Below are 17,627 nucleotides of genomic sequence, written 5' to 3'. Positions count from 1 at the left end.
AGTTATTCTTCCTCTTTAATAATTAGCCCAATTAGCCCTGGGCCTGTGTGTACCCCTAGAGCCGGACCGATGTCACCTGAGAATAAATTTACTATATTATTGAGCCCCTTAACATTTTCCATAAACTTTCTGCCTTCTTCTGGAGCTCCACCGTTTAGTATCCAAACTGAGCATTTTACCTTATCTAAATAATCTTTTAATATTGAAAGGATCTTTGACATGGCTTGATTTTTGCCTCTAGCCTTGGCATAGGAATGATATATACCATCATCTCCCACATGTATGATAGGCTTTATATTTAGAAGATCACCTATGGTACCAGCTACTTTTCCTATTCTGCCACCTTTTCTAAGATACTCTAGAGTTTCTAAGGTGAAATAAACATGAACTTTATTTCTAAGGTTAGGAAGAGCTTCTGCAATCTCATTAAAACTTAACCCTTTTTGTATCATCTCTGCAGCAGATAATACCAAGGAACCTTCTCCCATAGTTAATGTCTTTGAATCAAAAATCTCACAAGTAAGCTTAGGGTGATTTTCACACATTAATCTCATACTATTATAAGTACCAGATAAACCAGAAGAGATCATTATAGCTATTACGTGGGTGTAGCCCTTATCTTCTATTTCTGTTAAGGTATCCTCTATGAGCTGTATATTTGGCAAGGAAGTGGAAGGGATTTCAGTACTCAATCTGTTATAAACCTCTTGAGGAGATATTTCTATCCTATCCATAAATTCTTCACTTTTATAAATTATCCTAAAGGGTAACAAATATATATTATTTTCTTTAAGGGTTTCCATATCTATATCACAGGCACTATCAGTTATCAATGCAATTTTTTCCAAAATTCTATTCCTCCTAAAATATAAATCTATAATTTAATTATAGCAGAATTGAGAACTATATCAATAGTGATAATCATCAGTTATGCTATAGATTTTTTTTGTATCATTAATGATAATATTCATTTAAGCACTAATATGATTTATAATATATATTGAGAGGTGATATATTTGAATGATTGGTTAATTCTTTTTATAACTGCACTGGTGCTTTTAGCTTTTTATTTGGGGTTTAAAATTATTGCATTACAAAATGAACTGGAAGAAATGGAAAGATTAAAAAAGGAGATCTATAATCTCGGAGAAAATATGAGTGCAGTAGAAAGCAAAGAGGAAGCCTTTGAACTTATCTTAGATTCTACATTAAGGATAATAAGAAAAGTAAACAAAGGGAGCATCCTTATGCTAGATGAGGATGGTTTATTCAGATTTAAAGCTTCTCGAGGGTACCCAGAGGATTTAAAACATGTTTTTTTTAGGATGGAAGAAATATATCTTTATAAATGTAATGGTTTTAGTGATACTGCTATAATTAATAATCCAGCTAAATTTAATAAAGATTTTCTTCATAAAGAAAAATATGAGGAGCTTAAAAGTTCAGGTGATTTAGATGATATATATTATGTTCTAAGCTCTCCTATAAGAATTAACGATAAAATTATAGGAATATTAAATATAGACTCTATGGATTCCTTGGTGACCTTTAATCAAGATGATATAAACATGATGAATCACATTAAAAATGAATTAGAATTATCCCTTAAAAACTTCTTATCCCAAGAAAACCATAGATATAGTGCTACTCATGATGATTTAACGGACCTTTATAATAGAAGAAGCCTTCGTGAACTTTTAAATAAAGAAATAAAAAAGGTTAAAAAATATAATACAACCTCTCAATTAGTACTAATTGATTTAGATGATTTTAAAATTATAAATGATACCTTTGGACATGAATCAGGAGATAAAGCACTTTTAAAATTTTCAAGTGTAATGAAAAAGGTTACATTACCTAAGGATATTTGTGCTAGAATGTCAGGGGATGAATTCGTAATAATATTTAATGACTCTACCATAGAGGATGTAGAAAGAAGGCTAAGCTATATAGAAAAAGAAATAGCTGTTTCTAGTGATAGCGTTTCCCCTATGTACTTTAGTTATGGCATAACTTCTATAAATCCAGAGGACAATTTAACTGGAGAAGAGCTTTTAATGAGGGCTGATAAAAAAATGTATGCATTAAAGAAAAATAAAAAGGTTAAGATTTCAACTTAGGGTTGAAATCTTAACCTCTTATATTATCTTTCTTATTTTTAAAGACTTTATGATAAATAGTGCCACGGAACCACCTATGATAGCTGTGACTAATTGTATAGAACCCATGGCTACAGTAAGCTTTTGTGCCACTTTTTGTGGAATGGGTAAAGCAAATATAAACACAAGTTTTGTAGCTGAGAAAAATAAAAATGCGAATTTTAATAGTGAACCACTTAGAACACCTAAATAAAGTCCCCATTCTCCTCTATTCTTTAGGAAGTAGAAAAGAGTTACTAGTACCATGTTTCCTATAGCTATGAAAGGAACAAAAGGTCCAAGGACAGGGTTTAGTTGGCCTGTTAAAAAAGCTAATAAGGGAGTTAGTGCTGAGGTTAAAAGTGAAAAAGGAAGTCCACAAATATAGGCTGTAAGTATTAGAACCGCATTAACTATAGAACCTACAAATACTTGACTTATGTTTGGAAATATTCTTCCTAAGGATTGTGCTATTACAGCAATAGCCAAAAGTAGTGCACTAAGAACAATTTTCTTAGTATAGTTTTCTTTCATTGTTTCATCTCCTATGTTATGTCTTATGATAAGCGATAGATATCTAGAAATATATGATGCTTATCCTATGTATAATCTTATGCTAAATAAGATTATACAACAAAAATGCTTTAATCATCAATCTCCATTAATAACTATCATGTCGCTTTTATTCACTATATGCCACCAGGTCTTTCCAGGAGATAGATTTACAGCCTTACCAGACTCATCTGTTAAAAGGGTAGGGGAAGCATCACCCTTCTTACTCCATTTTATCTTTTGATATTTACCTTGAGATATTAAAAATCCTTCACCTTGTCCTGTAAGTCTAATATCTATATGAATACCATCCTTTTGTAAGGCTATATCTGTTTTTTGAATGATTATATTATCTGCATGAATATTCTTTTTATTTTCCCTATCTATGGATGGTTCATTATCCATAGACTTCATATACTTCCCGTCCTTATAAATATAACTAGTATTGTAGTTCTTATTGGGTTTAATTATAACTTCCTTGGCAGAGGTAAAAGTTCCATTATTCCAAGAAGCTTTATCAAATTTTAGAGATGAAGAGGGTGAAACTAAAAAGTTCTTTTTAGAAATTAAAGCTCTTAACTTTTCTGTAGAGGTATAGAGGTTATGAGGCGATTTTCTAGTTTTATCCCTCCAATAAGAGCTTCCATTGGCGGCCTCATCCATGCTTTTACCCTTGCCTTTCTGAATACTTATGGTGGCTTCTTCGCTACCTCCACAGTGAGCAAAAGGAAGGGTAAATTCTTCAGCCAGATTTAAAAAGTAAGGCCTTACACTTCTTATAGGACCTATTATTTTAGGGCTGTTACCATAAAATAAGGCTATAAACCTAGGGATTCCCCCCTCAGCCATGGTTTCAAAAACTATATCTGCATCTATAAGACCGGATTGAGGTCTTGCTGCCTTAGAATTTTCTATAATAGCCATAAAGGGGATTAAGTCTTTAGCATCATCTGAAAGCTCTTCTCCAGTATAAGGTGAATATACAGCTTTTTTTACTGAAGTTTCGGTGTTCTTATCTTCCACTACAGAAGTTTTTTCTTCTTTATCAATTATGCTTTTGTCTTTTTTAAAGGAAATTAAACTGCAACCACACAAAATAAAACTTATACATAAAATCAGGGTAAATACTAATTTTTTCATTACATCCTCCTAAGATTTAAGTTGCTCATCGTTGCAACTAAAAATAATCTTTAATACTATTTTATCCCATGACTAACATTGCTAATACCCTCTTGATACATAAATTATATGCTTATATATCATTTCACTATGACATAAGAAAATTTTATTTGCCATATCCAAAATAAATATATATATCTATTTATTCTACTATGAGGGAAGAAGGCCTTATATGCCGTGATTTAATATAAAAATATGAAGCTTTTATTCATTTTACTATAAAATGAGAAAGCTTTATTTAAAGTCAAATATAATAAATATCTAAAAAACACTAAAATTTGAAGCTAAAAAGACGTAAAATAAACTAGTGATACTTTTATGGAAAATGAAAAATTGCCAATAAAATATTGCTGATGTATAATTAACCAGGTACAATATATAGTACAATGGAGGTTTTTGGTATGCTACATGTTGTGAAACGAGATGGACGTCAGGTTAACTTCAAATCTACTAAAATCACCGATGCCATTAAAAAGGCAGGGGAAGAGGTAGGAAGTAACCTTAGAGAAAGCGAAGTAATGGAGTTAACTCAAAGTGTAATTAGGTACATAGAAAATAGTGAAAAAGAAAAAGTTACTGTAGAAGAAATCCAAAATATTGTAGAAGATGTGCTAAGAGAAAAAGATTATAAAGAAATAGCATCAGCTTACTACAATTACAGAAAAGAAAGAACAAAGGTTAGAGAAATAAAATCCGATCTTATGAAGGCTATAGAGCTTATTGGAGTGGAAACTGACAGGGACAATGCCAATGTTGGAAATAACTTCAGTTCAAAGCTCTTGAGAATTGCCAGTGAATCCAATAAGTGGCATAACCTAGCAGCTATGCCAAAGCACCTAGCTAAGGCTCACGAAAATGGTGATATTTACTACCATGATTTAGATAGTTATAATTTAACCACCAACTGCTTGCACATTCCTACTTTAGAACTGTTAGAAAGCGGTTTTAATACTGGATATGGAACAATAAACAAGCCCAGGAGAATAGAGTCCGCAGCGGAATTATCCTGTATTTTATTACAATCTACCCAAAATGATATGTTTGGTGGACAATCTCATCCAGATTTTGACAATGATATGGGCGCCTTTGTGGACCCTACAAGACAAGAAATAAGAAAAGAATTTTTAGACCTTGGTATAGAAGAAAGCAAATTGGAAGAACTAGTAGAAAAGAAACTGAGAAGAAGCGTGCAGCAAGCCATGCAAGGCATAGTTTATAACTTAAACACCATGCACTCCCGTGCAGGATCTCAGGTGCCTTTTAGTTCAATTAATTTAGGTATACCAAATTCTAAGGATGCAGCTTTAGTATGTGAAGTATTCCTTGAAGAGTATGAAAAAGGATTAGGAAAAGGAGAACAACCTATATTTCCTAATATAATATTCAGGGTTAAAGAAGGAGTAAATAGGGAAGAGAGAGATCCATACCACTATTTATTTAAGCTTGCTTGCAGAGTGGCTGCCAAGAGAATGAATCCAACCTTTATGAATATAGATTCAGATTTTAATAAGGTTTATTATGATAAAGGATATATGCCAGCTACCATGGGCTGCAGAACCTATATTATGTCAAATGTAAATGGAGAGCCAGGCACTAAAGGAAGGGGGAATATCGCCCCTACCACCATAAATCTACCAAGGCTAGGTATACTAGCAAAAGGTAGTGAAGAAAAGTTCTTTATTTTACTTAAGCATAGATTAGAATTAGCTAAAGAATCATTAATGCATAGATATGAAATACTAAAGAAGCTTAAGATTAAGGATTTACCTTTTGTAGCAGGGCAGGGACTTATGAAGGGATCGGAAAATTTAAGTCCAGACCACTCCATTGAGCCTATATTAAAACAAGGAACCTGGAGTATAGGATTTATAGGACTTGCTGAAACCCTTAAAGCACTTACTGGAAAACACCACGGTGAAGATGAAAATACAAGAGAGCTAGGTGTTAAAATAGTTTCCTTTATGAGAGAGTATACAGATAAGTTAACCCAAGAAACTAAGCTTAACTGGAGCACCTATGCTACCCCAGCAGAAGGCTTAAGCGGAAGATTTATTGTACAGGACAAGAGAGTCTTTGGAGAAATACCTGGAGTTACAGATAAAGATTATTACACTAACTCCTATCATGTTCCCGTGGGCTTCCCCATTTCCATTAAGGATAAAATCGATATTGAAGCGCCTTATCATAAGCTTTGCAATGCAGGACACATAAGCTATGTAGAAGTGGATGATGTACCTTCACCAGAAGCTATAATGGATATATTAAACTATGCTTATAATAATACAAATATAAGCTACATAGGAATAAACTTTCACATAAGATACTGCAAACATTGCGGCACCTATCTTCATGGCAGTGAGAGTAAGTGTTCAAAATGTGGAAGCTATGATATACAGGGCATCTCTAGAGTTACTGGCTACCTAAGCCTTGACGAAAGATTTGGACCAGGAAAATCTGCAGAAAGATCCGACAGAATGTCCCATGTGAACAATAAGAAGAATTATACAAGCTAATGTCAAGTGCCAGGCACGTGACAAGTGATAAAAGTTTAATAAAAAAGCTGCGATTATTTCGCAGCTTTTACTATTAAGGCATAGCTTTCATCACTATTAAAAGGTTTTTTATCAAAGCTGCCAAAAAGCTCTATATTTTTAAAGCCTGCTTTTTGTAAAAGTATAGTCAGTTCATTGCTTTGAAGGGGAAAGAGAGGAACGCTGTTTTTATAAGTTTTTATTTCATTATCTTCTTTAATATTTAATTCAGTATTAAAATAAACTAAGGAATTCTCCTCATTTACTTCATAGTTCCTTACAAAGGAAACCTCAGCTTCTTTATTCTTAATTGTGGGAAGTGACCTTACATTATGCTTTAATATTCTGTCATAATTAATTATTTGAATTATTAGGTTGCCATGCTCATAAAGCATATTATATAAGTCATTTATAAGGTTCTTAATTTCTACTTTATCTGTAAGATGCACCAAGGAGTTGCCGATACAGAATATAGTATGAAAATCTTCATTAAGTTCTTTTTTTACCTCTCTCATATCTGTAGTTTTCATCTTTATATTAAGAGCTTCGCTTTCTGCTTTCTCTTTAAGCTTTTCCATCATAGCTTTATCAAGATCTACAGCATACACGTCATAGCCTTTTTTAGCTAACTTAAAAGTATAATTACCACTACCGCAAGCTAAATCAAGTATTTTTCCCTCCTTAGGGGAAAAGCTCTCAATAAAATCTTCAGTCATCTTACTCCAAGGAAAAACCACATCATAAACCTTGCTTAACTCTTCATAAAATCCCATTTCATACCTCCTCAATGGCAACTAGATTACGTATTAATTATATACTCAGTATACCCCTAATAGTATAAATATACAGTAACTTAAGATACGGAGATAATTTAAAATTTAGAACTGAGAATGAAAGAAGAAACTTACAGAGTTTCAATGAATTTATTGTGAATCAAGTGATTCTTGGCTTCAGAGGTCGTTTGCTTAAAAGGAATACTTACTCCAGCTGAAGCTTAGAAGAACACATCTAGGAGCTTTCCTATTAATATTATTAAGTTTAAGGGTTAGTATTAAATTTTGGAAGGGGGATTGCCATAATATTTCTTGAATATCTTACTGAAATGATAGGCATCATCATATCCTACTTCTTTGGCTACAGCTTTTACGGAAAGTTCACCTTCTTCAAGGAGTTCTTTTGCTTTGGCTAGCCTTATTTTTATAAGATGATTTATAGGGGAAGCCCCTGTTTCCTCTTTGAATATTTTGGATATATACACAGGGCTTAAATACATATTCTTCGATATTTTTTCTAGAGAAATATCTTTGTTATAGTTTTGCTCCATATAAGTGCTTATGGTATCTACAATATTTTGTTTTTCTGAAGACTCAAAGGATAATTTTATGTCTTCTTTTTCTTTATCATCTAAAACAGTGCTTGTCTCTCTAAGCGTAAGCACTAAAAGCTGCATGGCCATAGATTTTAACATTAAATCATAGCCGCATTGATTTTTTTTCTGTTCTTCATACATTTCTTCACATACTTTATAAAAAGCTTCATAGTTCTTTTCCATTTTAACTATAGAGCCCATTCCTTTTATGGGAATAAAATCTTTTGGAAAGTCTTCTATCTTTATGCCAGTTATGCCCAAGTGAAACTCTTCTACATAGGCATTATCCTCTGTTTCTTCACAATGATATACCCCAGGATTAAAAACAAGAATTTGTCCTTTTTTTATATTACAAAAATTATCATTGATTTTATATAGTATATTACCTTTTATCACTATACTAAGCTCTATAAAATCATGACAATGGTATCTAGTTTTAAGCTTGCCTTTATGTTCTGCCTTAAAGAAATAAAGTACTTGTGGATTATAACTCTCCGAACCAATTCCAAGACGATACACTTTAATTCACCCCTATTTTAATTAAAGTTTATATATAAGAATATACATCATCAGTTTAAAAAAGTACATTTATAAATTATGAATAATGGTCCATAATGTAAAAAGGTTTTAATAAATAGATTCCTTTAAATCTGCTATAAAACTATTTAGAGGATCTAAAATATCGGGGAGGATTTTATGGATAATTTTAAATGGGCTTGGTCGTATGTTAGAAAATACAAGTACAAGTTCATACCAGCACTTATACTAGTTTTAGTTACTTCATTATTAAGTATAATTGTTCCCTATTTATCTGGAAAGTTAATAGATGAGGTAATATACAAAGGAAATAGGGACATGCTTTTCATTCTTTTAATAGCTATGATAGCGGCTACTTTTATAAGGTCAGCCATAAGGTATGTATTTCAAATGCTTTTTGAAAGGGTTTCTCAAGATTCGATTTTTGAACTCCGTGAAGATCTTTACAAAAAGCTTCAAGAGTTAGACGTGGATTTTTATAAGAATACCCGCACTGGAGACATTATGGCTAGGCTTACAGGGGATGTAGATGCTGTAAGACATACTATAGCTTGGGTATTTTATAGTATATTTGAAAATACAGCTATATTTATTGTAGCTATGGCCTTTATGATGACTATTAATTTTAAACTTACTCTATTTCTTATTGCCATTACACCAGTTATAGGTTACTTAGCCTATAACATGACTAAAGAAGTAGGACCTACTTTTTCTAATATCAGGGAGAGCTTTTCAAAGCTTAACTCTATGGTACAGGAGAATATCAGCGGTAATAGGGTGGTAAAAGCCTTTGCCAAGGAAGACTATGAAATAGAAAAGTTTGATAAATGCAACCAAGGATTTAAGGAAAACAACCTTATTTCCTCAAAGGTTTGGGAAAAGTATCTTCCTGTATTGGATACCTTAGCAGGTTTTTTAAACGTAGTTCTTATATTGGTAGGAGGGTTAATGGTTATAAATAAAACCATGACCTTTGGTGAAATTATAACCTTTAATAGTTTTATCTGGGCATTAAACAACCCTATGAGAATGGCAGGATGGCTAATTAATGATGTTCAACGGTTTAATGCTTCAGCAGCCAAGATTAGAGAGCTCCAAAAGGTAGAGCCAAAGATTAAGTCTCTTAATGAAAGTACTGAGGAGAAAAGGGTTCAAGGCACAGTGGAATTTAATGATGTCAGTTTCAGCTTTGAGGATGGAGAGGTTTTAAAAAATATATTTTTCAAAGCAAAGCCAGGGCAAACTGTTGCTATATTGGGACCTACAGGTTCAGGGAAATCCACCTTGGTAAATCTTATATGTAGATTTTATGATGTAACCTCAGGAAATGTGATGATAGATGGTAAAGATATAAGACAGTGGGATGTGAAGAAACTAAGGGAAAATATTGCAGTAGCTATGCAGGATATATTCCTTTTTTCAGATACCATTGAAGGAAATATAATGTATGGAGCTCCTAATGCTCCTATAGATCAAGTATACTCTGCAGCAGCCATTGCAGGAGCAGATGAATTTATCAAGTCTTTCCCAGAGGGTTACGAAACCATAGTAGGAGAAAGAGGGGTAGGGCTTTCAGGAGGACAAAAGCAGAGAATTGCCCTAGCTAGAGCATTGTTAAAAAATCCGTCTATTCTAATACTAGATGATACTACCTCAGCTGTGGACATGGAAACAGAATACAAAATCCATAAGGAATTAAACAGCCTATACAATAATAAAACAACCTTTATAATAGCCCACAGGCTTTCTTCTGTAAAAGATGCAGATGAAATTTTAGTTTTAGATAAGGGAGAAATAATAGAAAGAGGTACTCATAAAGAACTTATAAATAAAAAAGGATATTATTACAGCGTATATCTAACTCAATTTGGTGACTTTGATCACCAGGGTGAAAAGGAAGTGATGTAAATGGCACGTAATAAATTTGACGTGGATGAAAATCTTGAGGTTCAATTTAATTTCGGACACTTAAAGCGAATGATGGGTTACGTAAAGCCTTATAAAAAGGAAATGATAATTACCTTAGTATTAATGATTATAGCTAATGCTGCAGGGCTTTTATCACCTTATCTAATGAAAGAAGCTATAGACAGTAAAATCCCTCAAAGTGACAAGATGGGACTTGTGGTATTATCTTTAATCATTTTAGCTACTTTAGTTATTTCTGGAGTATGCATGAAATTTAGGATAAGGACTATGGCAAGGGTTGGCCAATGCGTACTAGAAAATATAAGAAGAGATTTGTTTGTTCATTTGCAAAAGCTACCTTTTACCTACTATGATTCAAGACCTCATGGAAAAATATTAGTAAGGGTAGTGAACTATGTAAACTCTCTTAGTGATTTGTTGTCCAATGGACTTATAAATTTAATAACAGATTTTATAAGCTTATTTATAGCCTTAGGCTTTATGCTGGCAATTAATGTGAAGCTTACTCTTATAAGTATGATAGGAATTCCAGTGCTTTTTGCAGTTATATTGGCATTAAAAAATGTTCAAAGAAAAGCCTTTCAAGCCTTAAGTAATAAACAATCCAATATGAATGCATATATTCATGAAAGTATTACTGGAATAAAGGTAACACAATCCTTCGCTAGAGAAGATAAGAATTTGGATATATTTAGAGAAGTTAGCGGAGAATATAGAAGTTCATGGATGAAGGCGGTGGCAATACAATTTTTGATCTGGCCTTCCGTAGAAAATATATCCACACTCACTATAGCCCTAGTGTATATCGCAGGGGTGTATTCCTTGGATAAAACCATTACTGTGGGAGTTTTAGTAGCCTTTATAGGATATATAGGCAGGTTCTGGATGCCTATTATAAACATAGGAAACTTCTATAATGCTATAATTACTGCCATGTCCTATCTAGAGAGAATATTTGAAACCTTAGATGAGGTGCCTGAAGTGGCAGATATGCCTGGTGCAGTGGAAATGCCTGAAATTAAAGGGGATGTGGAGTTTAAAGATGTCCACTTTAAATATGATGATGACAAGGAAATATTAAAAGGAATAAATCAAAGGATCAAAGCTGGAAGCACTATAGCTTTGGTAGGCCCTACAGGAGCAGGTAAAACTACAGTGATAAATCTATTAAGCAGGTTTTATGATGTATCTTCAGGGGAAGTCTATATCGATGGAATAGACGTAAGAGAGGTAACTTTATCTTCCCTAAGAAAACAGATGGGAGTTATGCTGCAAGATACCTTCCTTTTCTCAGGAACGGTTTTAGATAATATAAGATATGGAAAGCTTGATGCCACAGATGAAGAGGTAATAGCTGCAGCGAAAGCAGTAAGAGCTCATGAATTTATTATGGAACTTCCTCAGGGCTATAACACAGAAGTTAATGAAAGAGGTACAAGGCTCTCCGTTGGCCAAAGACAGCTTATATCCTTTGCCAGGGCGCTTCTGGCAGATCCTAAGATTTTAATCCTAGATGAAGCCACCTCCAGCATAGATACAAAAACAGAAATAACTCTACAAAAAGGACTGGAAACCTTGCTTAAAGGCAGAACTTCCTTTATCATAGCCCACAGGTTATCCACCATAAAAAATGCAGATAAAATACTATATATAAAAGACGGAATTATCACCGAAGAAGGCAGCCATGAAGAACTTATGGCTAAAGGAGGAGACTATAACCACCTGTACAACTCTCAATTCATCATGCTCAAAGCGGTGTAGGGAGAATGGCAGTCATATTAGTTATTAGTTAAGGGATCGTACCAAATATACCATTTGGTACGGTCCCTTATTTTTTCATAGAGTATAGATTTCTTAAATCGTTTAGATATTGTACAATTATTAATACTTAAAGTCATTCCAGTTTACTGGAGTGATTTTTTCATTTTGCCAGTCTTCTTTCGTAATGCCATAGCCAATGGCATCATATATTTTTCCGTCTTTGCATGTCCATGCTTTCCTATAGTGTGATTCTTTAACAAAACCGCACTTATGGAATACACATCTCATAGCATAATTATCCTGTCTTGTGGTACCTTCTATCCTTTCCTTATCAGGATAATTATTAAATATATAATCAACAAACCAGTTCACAGTGCTTGTCCCGAATCCCATGCCTTTGTATTTGCTTAAAATTCTTATATCAAACAACGGGCTATCATCTTGTAAATCATAAACTCGTATCATTCCCACTTTTGTATCCTCATCTAAAATAATCCAAAATGTTTTGTAGTCATCCCCAGTATACAAATGATTTTCATAATTAGTTCTAATTATTTCTGGATTGGGATTGGGAGTTCCGTGAAATTCCCAAATATCTGATGTTAAAAATTCTATGAGAGTATCAATTTCATCTTTAAATTCTTTAAAGCTTATTTTCATGATTCTATTTCCTCCTCACAGTTAATTGAAGCATTTTATAATTATGTAGTAAATTATACATTGCTCGCATTCCAATTATAACATTAATTTAAATATAATGTATATTCGAATGTAAATATTGGGATTTAAGTAGTTTATGCAAAAAGAGTTATTTAAAAGTAATTTTTAAGTAAAATCTAAGATGTTCTTAAGTTTAAATACAGATTATTAAGATACAATGCTTATAAAGCATAGAAGTTAAAGCAGCTATATTGAATTAAAATCCCCTTAAAGGATAAGTATATTTAATATGTGGTTAAATAGAATTTTTGAAATTAGTGAATATTAAAAGTACTAATTTTAGATTATTATAATAAGGAGTTAAAGCGATAGATGGATGGAAATTTAGAAATTCAGGATAAGGTAGTAGATAATGAAAAAGTAGAGTTAAAAGTTACAGGGCTAACCGAAAGAGAAGTACAGGAAAGAATTAAAAAAGGACAAGTAAATATACTTCCCAAGTCACCGTCAAGGACAATAGGACAAATAATAAGGGCAAACTTATTTACTCTTTTTAATGCTATAAACGCAGTGCTGGCAGTGATTGTAATAGCTGCAGGTTCTCCTAAAAATGCACTTTTTGCAGGAGTTATAATAAGTAATACCTTAGTTGGAATAATACAAGAACTTAGGGCTAAGGCCACACTAGAGAAACTTTCTGTACTTAATATGTCAAAGGTTAAGGTTATTAGGGATGGAGAGGCTAAGGAAATATATGTAGAAAATCTGGTTTTAGATGATGTAATGATTTTAACTCCAGGAGACCAAATGGCAGCAGATGGAGTGGTGCTTAAAGATAGTGAATTTGAAGTAGATGAATCATTATTAACCGGAGAAGCAGATCCTGTAGGGAAAAAAGAGAATAGTAAGCTTTTATCAGGAAGCTTTATAGTGGCAGGAGAGGGTTATGCTAAAGTAAGCAATGTAGGAGCTAATACATATGCTGCAAAACTTGCAGATGAGGCAAGAAAGTTTAAGTTGATTAATTCAGAGCTTCAAGGAGCCACAAATAAAATATTAAAAACAATAATGTGGTTAATAGTTCCAATAGGTGGGTTATTGGTAACAACTCAAATTCTTTTTAGCCAGAGAAGCTGGCAGGAAGCGGTAATAGGTACTACAGCTGGAATAATTGGAATGGTTCCAGAAGGAATGGTATTATTAACAAGCTTAACTTTTGTTATAGGTGTAGTTAGATTATCCAAATGGAAAACTCTTGTTCAAGAGCTGCCAGCTACAGAGGTTTTAGCTAGAGTTGATGTACTTTGCTTGGACAAAACAGGTACTATAACAGAGGGAAACCTAAATTTAGTTGATGTCATGGCTTTAGGTAAAAAAGATAAAGAGGAGATAGATGAGGTATTATCAACTATAGTTCACGCATTTCCTCATTCAAATCCAACTCAACGTGCAATTTTAGAAAGATATAGTATTCCATCAAACTTAAATATATTAAAAAAGGTACCTTTTTCATCGGCTAGAAAATGGAGCGGAATAACCATTGAAGGTAAAGGAAATTGGGTTTTAGGGGCTCCAGAAATGATTTTAAGAGATTCATATGAAGATATAAGAGATCAGGTTGAGGAAGAAGCAGTAAAAGGGAGAAGAGTATTATTATTAGCTAACTTTCACGGGGAAGAGTTAAGTGAAAAGTTACCTGATAATATTGAGAAAGGGGCTCTTATATTAATAGAAGATATAATTAGAAAAGAAGCTCCAAAAACATTAGAATATTTTAGGAAAGAAGGAGTTACTTTAAAGATAATTTCTGGAGATAATCCAGTTACAGTTGCTGCAGTAGCAGAGAGAGCTGGGGTCCTAGGAGCTAAAAATTATGTTGACGCTAGAACTTTGCCAGAGAGAAAAGAAGAATTGGAGAAGGTGGTTGAGGAGAATACTGTATTTGGAAGGGTTACTCCTCATCAGAAGAGAGAGTTAGTTAAAGCTCTTCAATCAAAGGGACACACAGTTGCAATGACTGGAGATGGAGTTAATGATGTATTAGCATTAAAAGAATCAGATTGTGGTATAGCCATGGCATCAGGCAGCGATGCCACAAAGGCAGTAGCTCAATTAGTTTTACTTGATTCTAACTTTAGTGCTTTGCCTGAAGTAGTATCAGAGGGAAGAAAGATGATAAATAACCTTGAAAGAGTATCAGAATTGTATTTAACTAAGGCAGTATACTTTACAATTCTATCCATTATATTTGCAATAATACTTCTTCCTTACCCTATAATGCCAATACAACTAACTCTTATAGGTTCTATTTCCATAGGGATTCCTTCCTTCTTTTTAGCCTTAGGACCTAATAAAGATAGAGTAGAAAAAGGGTTTTTAAAGAGAATATTACAAGCTTCCATTCCTAATGGAGTGATAATAGCATTGAGCACAGTAACCATATTCATTCTTTCGCATAATGGAGGCCTTTCATTAGAAGCATGCAGAACATTATCTGTAATAGTAGCAGGGGGAATAGGTCTCGTAGTACTATTTAGAGTGGCTCATCCTTTAAATATTTGGAAACTAGCTCTAGTGTTAGGTATGATGGGTATTTTCACCATAAGTTTTATAGTTCCTTTAGCAAGAAAGATATTCATATTTACTCCTGTAAGTGATGTATTTATATTTATAGCATTATTTTTAGTAGTATTATCGTGGCCGCTGATAACTTTAATTACAGCAATAGTAAAGAAGGTAGGAGAGAAAAGAGATTATTCATTTAAAAAAAAGGTACATATTTATTGATATGGAAATGTTGATTTCCTTAGTTTTATAGTATAATTGGATTAACAATTATTAGGAGGTCCTTATGAAAGGAATAATGCATCACCTTGAAATTTATGTAAGTGATTTAAAAGAAAGCAAAGATTTTTGGGAATGGCTTTTATTTAAATTAGGATATAAAGAATATCAAAAGTGGGATAAGGGTATAAGCTATATTTTGAATGATTCTTATATTGTATTTGTGCAAGCTGAAGAAAGATTTCTAGATATTCCATACCATAGATGCAGAGTGGGACTAAATCATTTAGCTTTTTATGGCGAGAGTAAGGGATTTGTAGATGAGATTACAAATGAACTTAGGAAAAAGGAAATAAGAATATTATATGAGGATAAACATCCATATGCTGGAGGAAGGGATCATTATGCAGTATACTTTGAATCTCCTGATAGGATGAAAGTGGAAGTAGTTGCTGAATAATAATTTTGAAGGTGGAGACTGATGTGGAGAAAGGTTATACCATGAAATTAAAAAAACTTGCATTGATTATTGGCATAATAATAACACTTTTAGAACTGTACTTTATATTTACTATTAAACAACAATATAAAGGGGTTTATAATATTACATTTTTCTTGATTTTAGTCCTTTCACAACCAATTTGGTATAGCAGCCTATTTAAAAACAAACCATCGCTATTTAAACTAATTTATATAGTAGCCATAACTATAGCCATACCCATAGGCATGTATTATTCATTACCTAAATATTCCTATGAAGCTGGAAAGAAAATTATAGAGGATAAGATAGGTGATAATAAGGAAGTTAATTTTGTAAGCTATGGATATGATAAGTCCACCATTCCTACCACAGATAAAGGGAAAAGCATGTTCTTAAACCACAGGGTATATTATTATGAGGTTAAATTAAATGACAATAGTACTTTTTTTGCTATAGAACCAAGTAATGGACAGGTTAAAGAAGTAGAAAAAGATTACTGGAGTGAAAAATAGGATAAATATAACGGCAGCCATATGAGTTATAACTTATTAAATTGAGAGATGAAAATTATAAAAGTATAAAGTAAAAAGGAGGAAATAAAATTCCTCCTTTTTAATAAGATAATTATTTGTCTTTCTAAATATTATCCCTTTCCTGTTTAAAAGATAAATCTTTTTTAAAATGTGATTTTTTCTTCTTTTTTACCAGATTCGTATATGGCGCATATCATTTTTTGTGTTTTTATAGCTTCTTCTCCTGTGATTTCTGGTTCAGTACCTGCGGAAAGACAGCTATAGAAGTTTTTTATTTGTTTTACATGGCTTACTCCCCAGTAGCCTTTAGCTCCATTTCCATAGAAAAATACTTCGCTTGGGTTGTTATCTGCAATATATTCTCTTCCATCATTAAATTTTACAGAAGCCCTGTCAGCTACCATCTTTGCGGTGCCGTTTTCGCAGTATAGCTCTATCTCTACAGGAGCATCATAGCCATAGTAGTTTACTGCATGGAAGCTGGTCAATACTCCATTTTTATATTTTATTATACCTTCTGCAGAGTCTTCTACTTGAATAATTTCATGAGCTCTGTTTTTTATGGTAGCATCTATAAAATCTATTTCACTGTCTATAAACCATCTCATTAAATCCATGGTATGAATAGCTTGATCAATTATTACTCCGCCGCCTTCTTTATCCCAGGTACCCTTCCAATCACTTTTACTGTAGTATTCATCGGAACGATTCCAGGTTACAGCTAGTTTACCTGATATAATACTTCCTAAAGCTCCTGACTCTAAGGTTTTCTTTATTAACTGAGAACCTGGATTATATCTGTTTTGAAATATTACACCTAAGGTTACATGGTTTTCTTTTGCAGTTTTGATCATTTCCTCAGCATCTTCAAGCTTTATAGACATAGGCTTTTCGGTGAGTACATGTACACCAGCCTTAGCAGTAGCTATAGCCACTGGAGCATGAAGATAGTGAGGCAGACAAATATGGATAACATCAAGATCCTCTTTTAAGAGCATATCCTTATAATCTAAATAATAATTACAATTAAACTCTTCTGACTTTGCCTTAGCCCTTTCTTCTTTAATATCACACACTGCTATGATTTCTGCATTTTCTAAACCTTTTACAGATAAAGCATGCATGGGAAATATGTTTCCACAGCCAATAATACCAACTCTGAATTTGTTCATA

At 33.0% G+C, this 17,627-nt stretch carries 14 protein-coding genes; 7 read left to right on the top strand and 7 right to left on the bottom strand.

The window, feature by feature from the left end; genetic code table 11:
* Positions 1 to 2: 2 nt before the first annotated feature.
* Complete coding sequence (locus tag BUA82_RS04850) at positions 3 to 848, bottom strand: DegV family protein (RefSeq protein WP_073005266.1); 846 nt, start codon at positions 846 to 848, stop codon at positions 3 to 5.
* Between the two features lie 168 nt (positions 849 to 1,016).
* Between BUA82_RS04850 and BUA82_RS04845 the strand changes: the two genes are divergently transcribed.
* Entirely contained in the window at positions 1,017 to 2,120 is a 1,104-nt protein-coding gene (locus tag BUA82_RS04845) for a sensor domain-containing diguanylate cyclase (protein ID WP_073005265.1), read from the top strand.
* Positions 2,121 to 2,138: 18 nt separating this feature from the next.
* Here BUA82_RS04845 and BUA82_RS04840 read toward each other — a convergent pair whose 3' ends face one another.
* Entirely contained in the window at positions 2,139 to 2,672 is a 534-nt protein-coding gene (locus BUA82_RS04840; protein WP_073005263.1) for an ECF transporter S component, read from the bottom strand.
* A 117-nt stretch (positions 2,673 to 2,789) separates the two neighbouring features.
* Positions 2,790 to 3,830 carry a DUF3048 domain-containing protein gene (locus BUA82_RS04835; protein WP_073005261.1) on the bottom strand — a complete coding sequence of 347 codons (1,041 nt, stop codon included), beginning with the start codon at positions 3,828 to 3,830 and terminating at the stop codon, positions 2,790 to 2,792.
* Positions 3,831 to 4,270: 440 nt separating this feature from the next.
* On the opposite strand from BUA82_RS04835, the gene nrdD reads away from it, so the two are divergent.
* Complete coding sequence (gene nrdD, locus BUA82_RS04830; RefSeq protein WP_073005258.1) at positions 4,271 to 6,382, top strand: anaerobic ribonucleoside-triphosphate reductase; 2,112 nt, start codon at positions 4,271 to 4,273, stop codon at positions 6,380 to 6,382.
* A 53-nt stretch (positions 6,383 to 6,435) separates the two neighbouring features.
* Here nrdD and BUA82_RS04825 read toward each other — a convergent pair whose 3' ends face one another.
* Together BUA82_RS04825 and BUA82_RS04820 are read right to left on the bottom strand one after the other, a co-directional pair.
* On the bottom strand, positions 6,436 to 7,173 hold the full coding sequence (locus BUA82_RS04825) for a class I SAM-dependent methyltransferase (protein WP_073005255.1): 738 nt from the start codon (positions 7,171 to 7,173) through the stop codon (positions 6,436 to 6,438).
* A 278-nt stretch (positions 7,174 to 7,451) separates the two neighbouring features.
* Positions 7,452 to 8,288: an AraC family transcriptional regulator gene (locus tag BUA82_RS04820; RefSeq protein ID WP_073005253.1), complete on the bottom strand. Its 837-nt coding sequence runs from the start codon at positions 8,286 to 8,288 to the stop codon at positions 7,452 to 7,454.
* Positions 8,289 to 8,465: 177 nt separating this feature from the next.
* On the opposite strand from BUA82_RS04820, the gene BUA82_RS04815 reads away from it, so the two are divergent.
* Together BUA82_RS04815 and BUA82_RS04810 are read left to right on the top strand one after the other, a co-directional pair.
* Positions 8,466 to 10,214, top strand: coding sequence for an ABC transporter ATP-binding protein (locus BUA82_RS04815; RefSeq protein WP_073005251.1), 1,749 nt, complete (start codon positions 8,466 to 8,468; stop codon positions 10,212 to 10,214).
* Positions 10,215 to 11,996: an ABC transporter ATP-binding protein gene (locus BUA82_RS04810; protein ID WP_073005249.1), complete on the top strand. Its 1,782-nt coding sequence runs from the start codon at positions 10,215 to 10,217 to the stop codon at positions 11,994 to 11,996.
* A 120-nt stretch (positions 11,997 to 12,116) separates the two neighbouring features.
* On the opposite strand, the gene BUA82_RS04805 is transcribed toward BUA82_RS04810, so the two are convergent.
* Entirely contained in the window at positions 12,117 to 12,656 is a 540-nt protein-coding gene (locus tag BUA82_RS04805; protein ID WP_073005247.1) for a GNAT family N-acetyltransferase, read from the bottom strand.
* Between the two features lie 372 nt (positions 12,657 to 13,028).
* On the opposite strand from BUA82_RS04805, the gene BUA82_RS04800 reads away from it, so the two are divergent.
* The 3 genes from BUA82_RS04800 (at position 13,029) to BUA82_RS04790 (ending at position 16,433) form a co-directional block, all read left to right on the top strand.
* A complete protein-coding gene (locus BUA82_RS04800) occupies positions 13,029 to 15,443 on the top strand; it encodes a cation-translocating P-type ATPase (RefSeq protein ID WP_073005245.1) in 2,415 nt (804 codons plus the stop codon).
* Positions 15,444 to 15,507: 64 nt separating this feature from the next.
* The gene (locus tag BUA82_RS04795; RefSeq protein ID WP_073005243.1) at positions 15,508 to 15,900 is read left to right on the top strand and encodes a VOC family protein; all 393 of its coding nucleotides are present in this window, start codon (positions 15,508 to 15,510) and stop codon (positions 15,898 to 15,900) included.
* Positions 15,901 to 15,923: 23 nt separating this feature from the next.
* The gene (locus tag BUA82_RS04790; protein ID WP_073005241.1) at positions 15,924 to 16,433 is read left to right on the top strand and encodes a hypothetical protein; all 510 of its coding nucleotides are present in this window, start codon (positions 15,924 to 15,926) and stop codon (positions 16,431 to 16,433) included.
* Positions 16,434 to 16,597: 164 nt separating this feature from the next.
* On the opposite strand, the gene BUA82_RS04785 is transcribed toward BUA82_RS04790, so the two are convergent.
* The gene (locus BUA82_RS04785; protein ID WP_073005239.1) at positions 16,598 to 17,626 is read right to left on the bottom strand and encodes a Gfo/Idh/MocA family protein; all 1,029 of its coding nucleotides are present in this window, start codon (positions 17,624 to 17,626) and stop codon (positions 16,598 to 16,600) included.
* Position 17,627: the final 1 nt, after the last annotated feature.

Source organism: Clostridium amylolyticum, assembly GCF_900142075.1.
Lineage (GTDB): Bacteria > Bacillota > Clostridia > Clostridiales > Clostridiaceae > Clostridium_AA > Clostridium_AA amylolyticum.
The sequence above is the reverse complement of the archived record's forward strand: the minus strand, read 5'-3'. Positions and strand labels throughout refer to the sequence as shown.

What these genes read in the sequence shown, in the direction of transcription:
- BUA82_RS04840 (WP_073005263.1), bottom strand. Translation starts at nt 2,672, where the DNA reads ATGAAAGAAAACTATACTAAGAAAATTGTTCTTAGTGCACTACTTTTG.
- BUA82_RS04835 (WP_073005261.1), bottom strand. Translation starts at nt 3,830, where the DNA reads ATGAAAAAATTAGTATTTACCCTGATTTTATGTATAAGTTTTATTTTG.
- nrdD (WP_073005258.1), top strand. Translation starts at nt 4,271, where the DNA reads ATGCTACATGTTGTGAAACGAGATGGACGTCAGGTTAACTTCAAATCT.
- BUA82_RS04825 (WP_073005255.1), bottom strand. Translation starts at nt 7,173, where the DNA reads ATGGGATTTTATGAAGAGTTAAGCAAGGTTTATGATGTGGTTTTTCCT.
- BUA82_RS04815 (WP_073005251.1), top strand. Translation starts at nt 8,466, where the DNA reads ATGGATAATTTTAAATGGGCTTGGTCGTATGTTAGAAAATACAAGTAC.
- BUA82_RS04810 (WP_073005249.1), top strand. Translation starts at nt 10,215, where the DNA reads ATGGCACGTAATAAATTTGACGTGGATGAAAATCTTGAGGTTCAATTT.
- BUA82_RS04805 (WP_073005247.1), bottom strand. Translation starts at nt 12,656, where the DNA reads ATGAAAATAAGCTTTAAAGAATTTAAAGATGAAATTGATACTCTCATA.
- BUA82_RS04800 (WP_073005245.1), top strand. Translation starts at nt 13,029, where the DNA reads ATGGATGGAAATTTAGAAATTCAGGATAAGGTAGTAGATAATGAAAAA.
- BUA82_RS04795 (WP_073005243.1), top strand. Translation starts at nt 15,508, where the DNA reads ATGAAAGGAATAATGCATCACCTTGAAATTTATGTAAGTGATTTAAAA.
- BUA82_RS04785 (WP_073005239.1), bottom strand. Translation starts at nt 17,626, where the DNA reads ATGAACAAATTCAGAGTTGGTATTATTGGCTGTGGAAACATATTTCCC.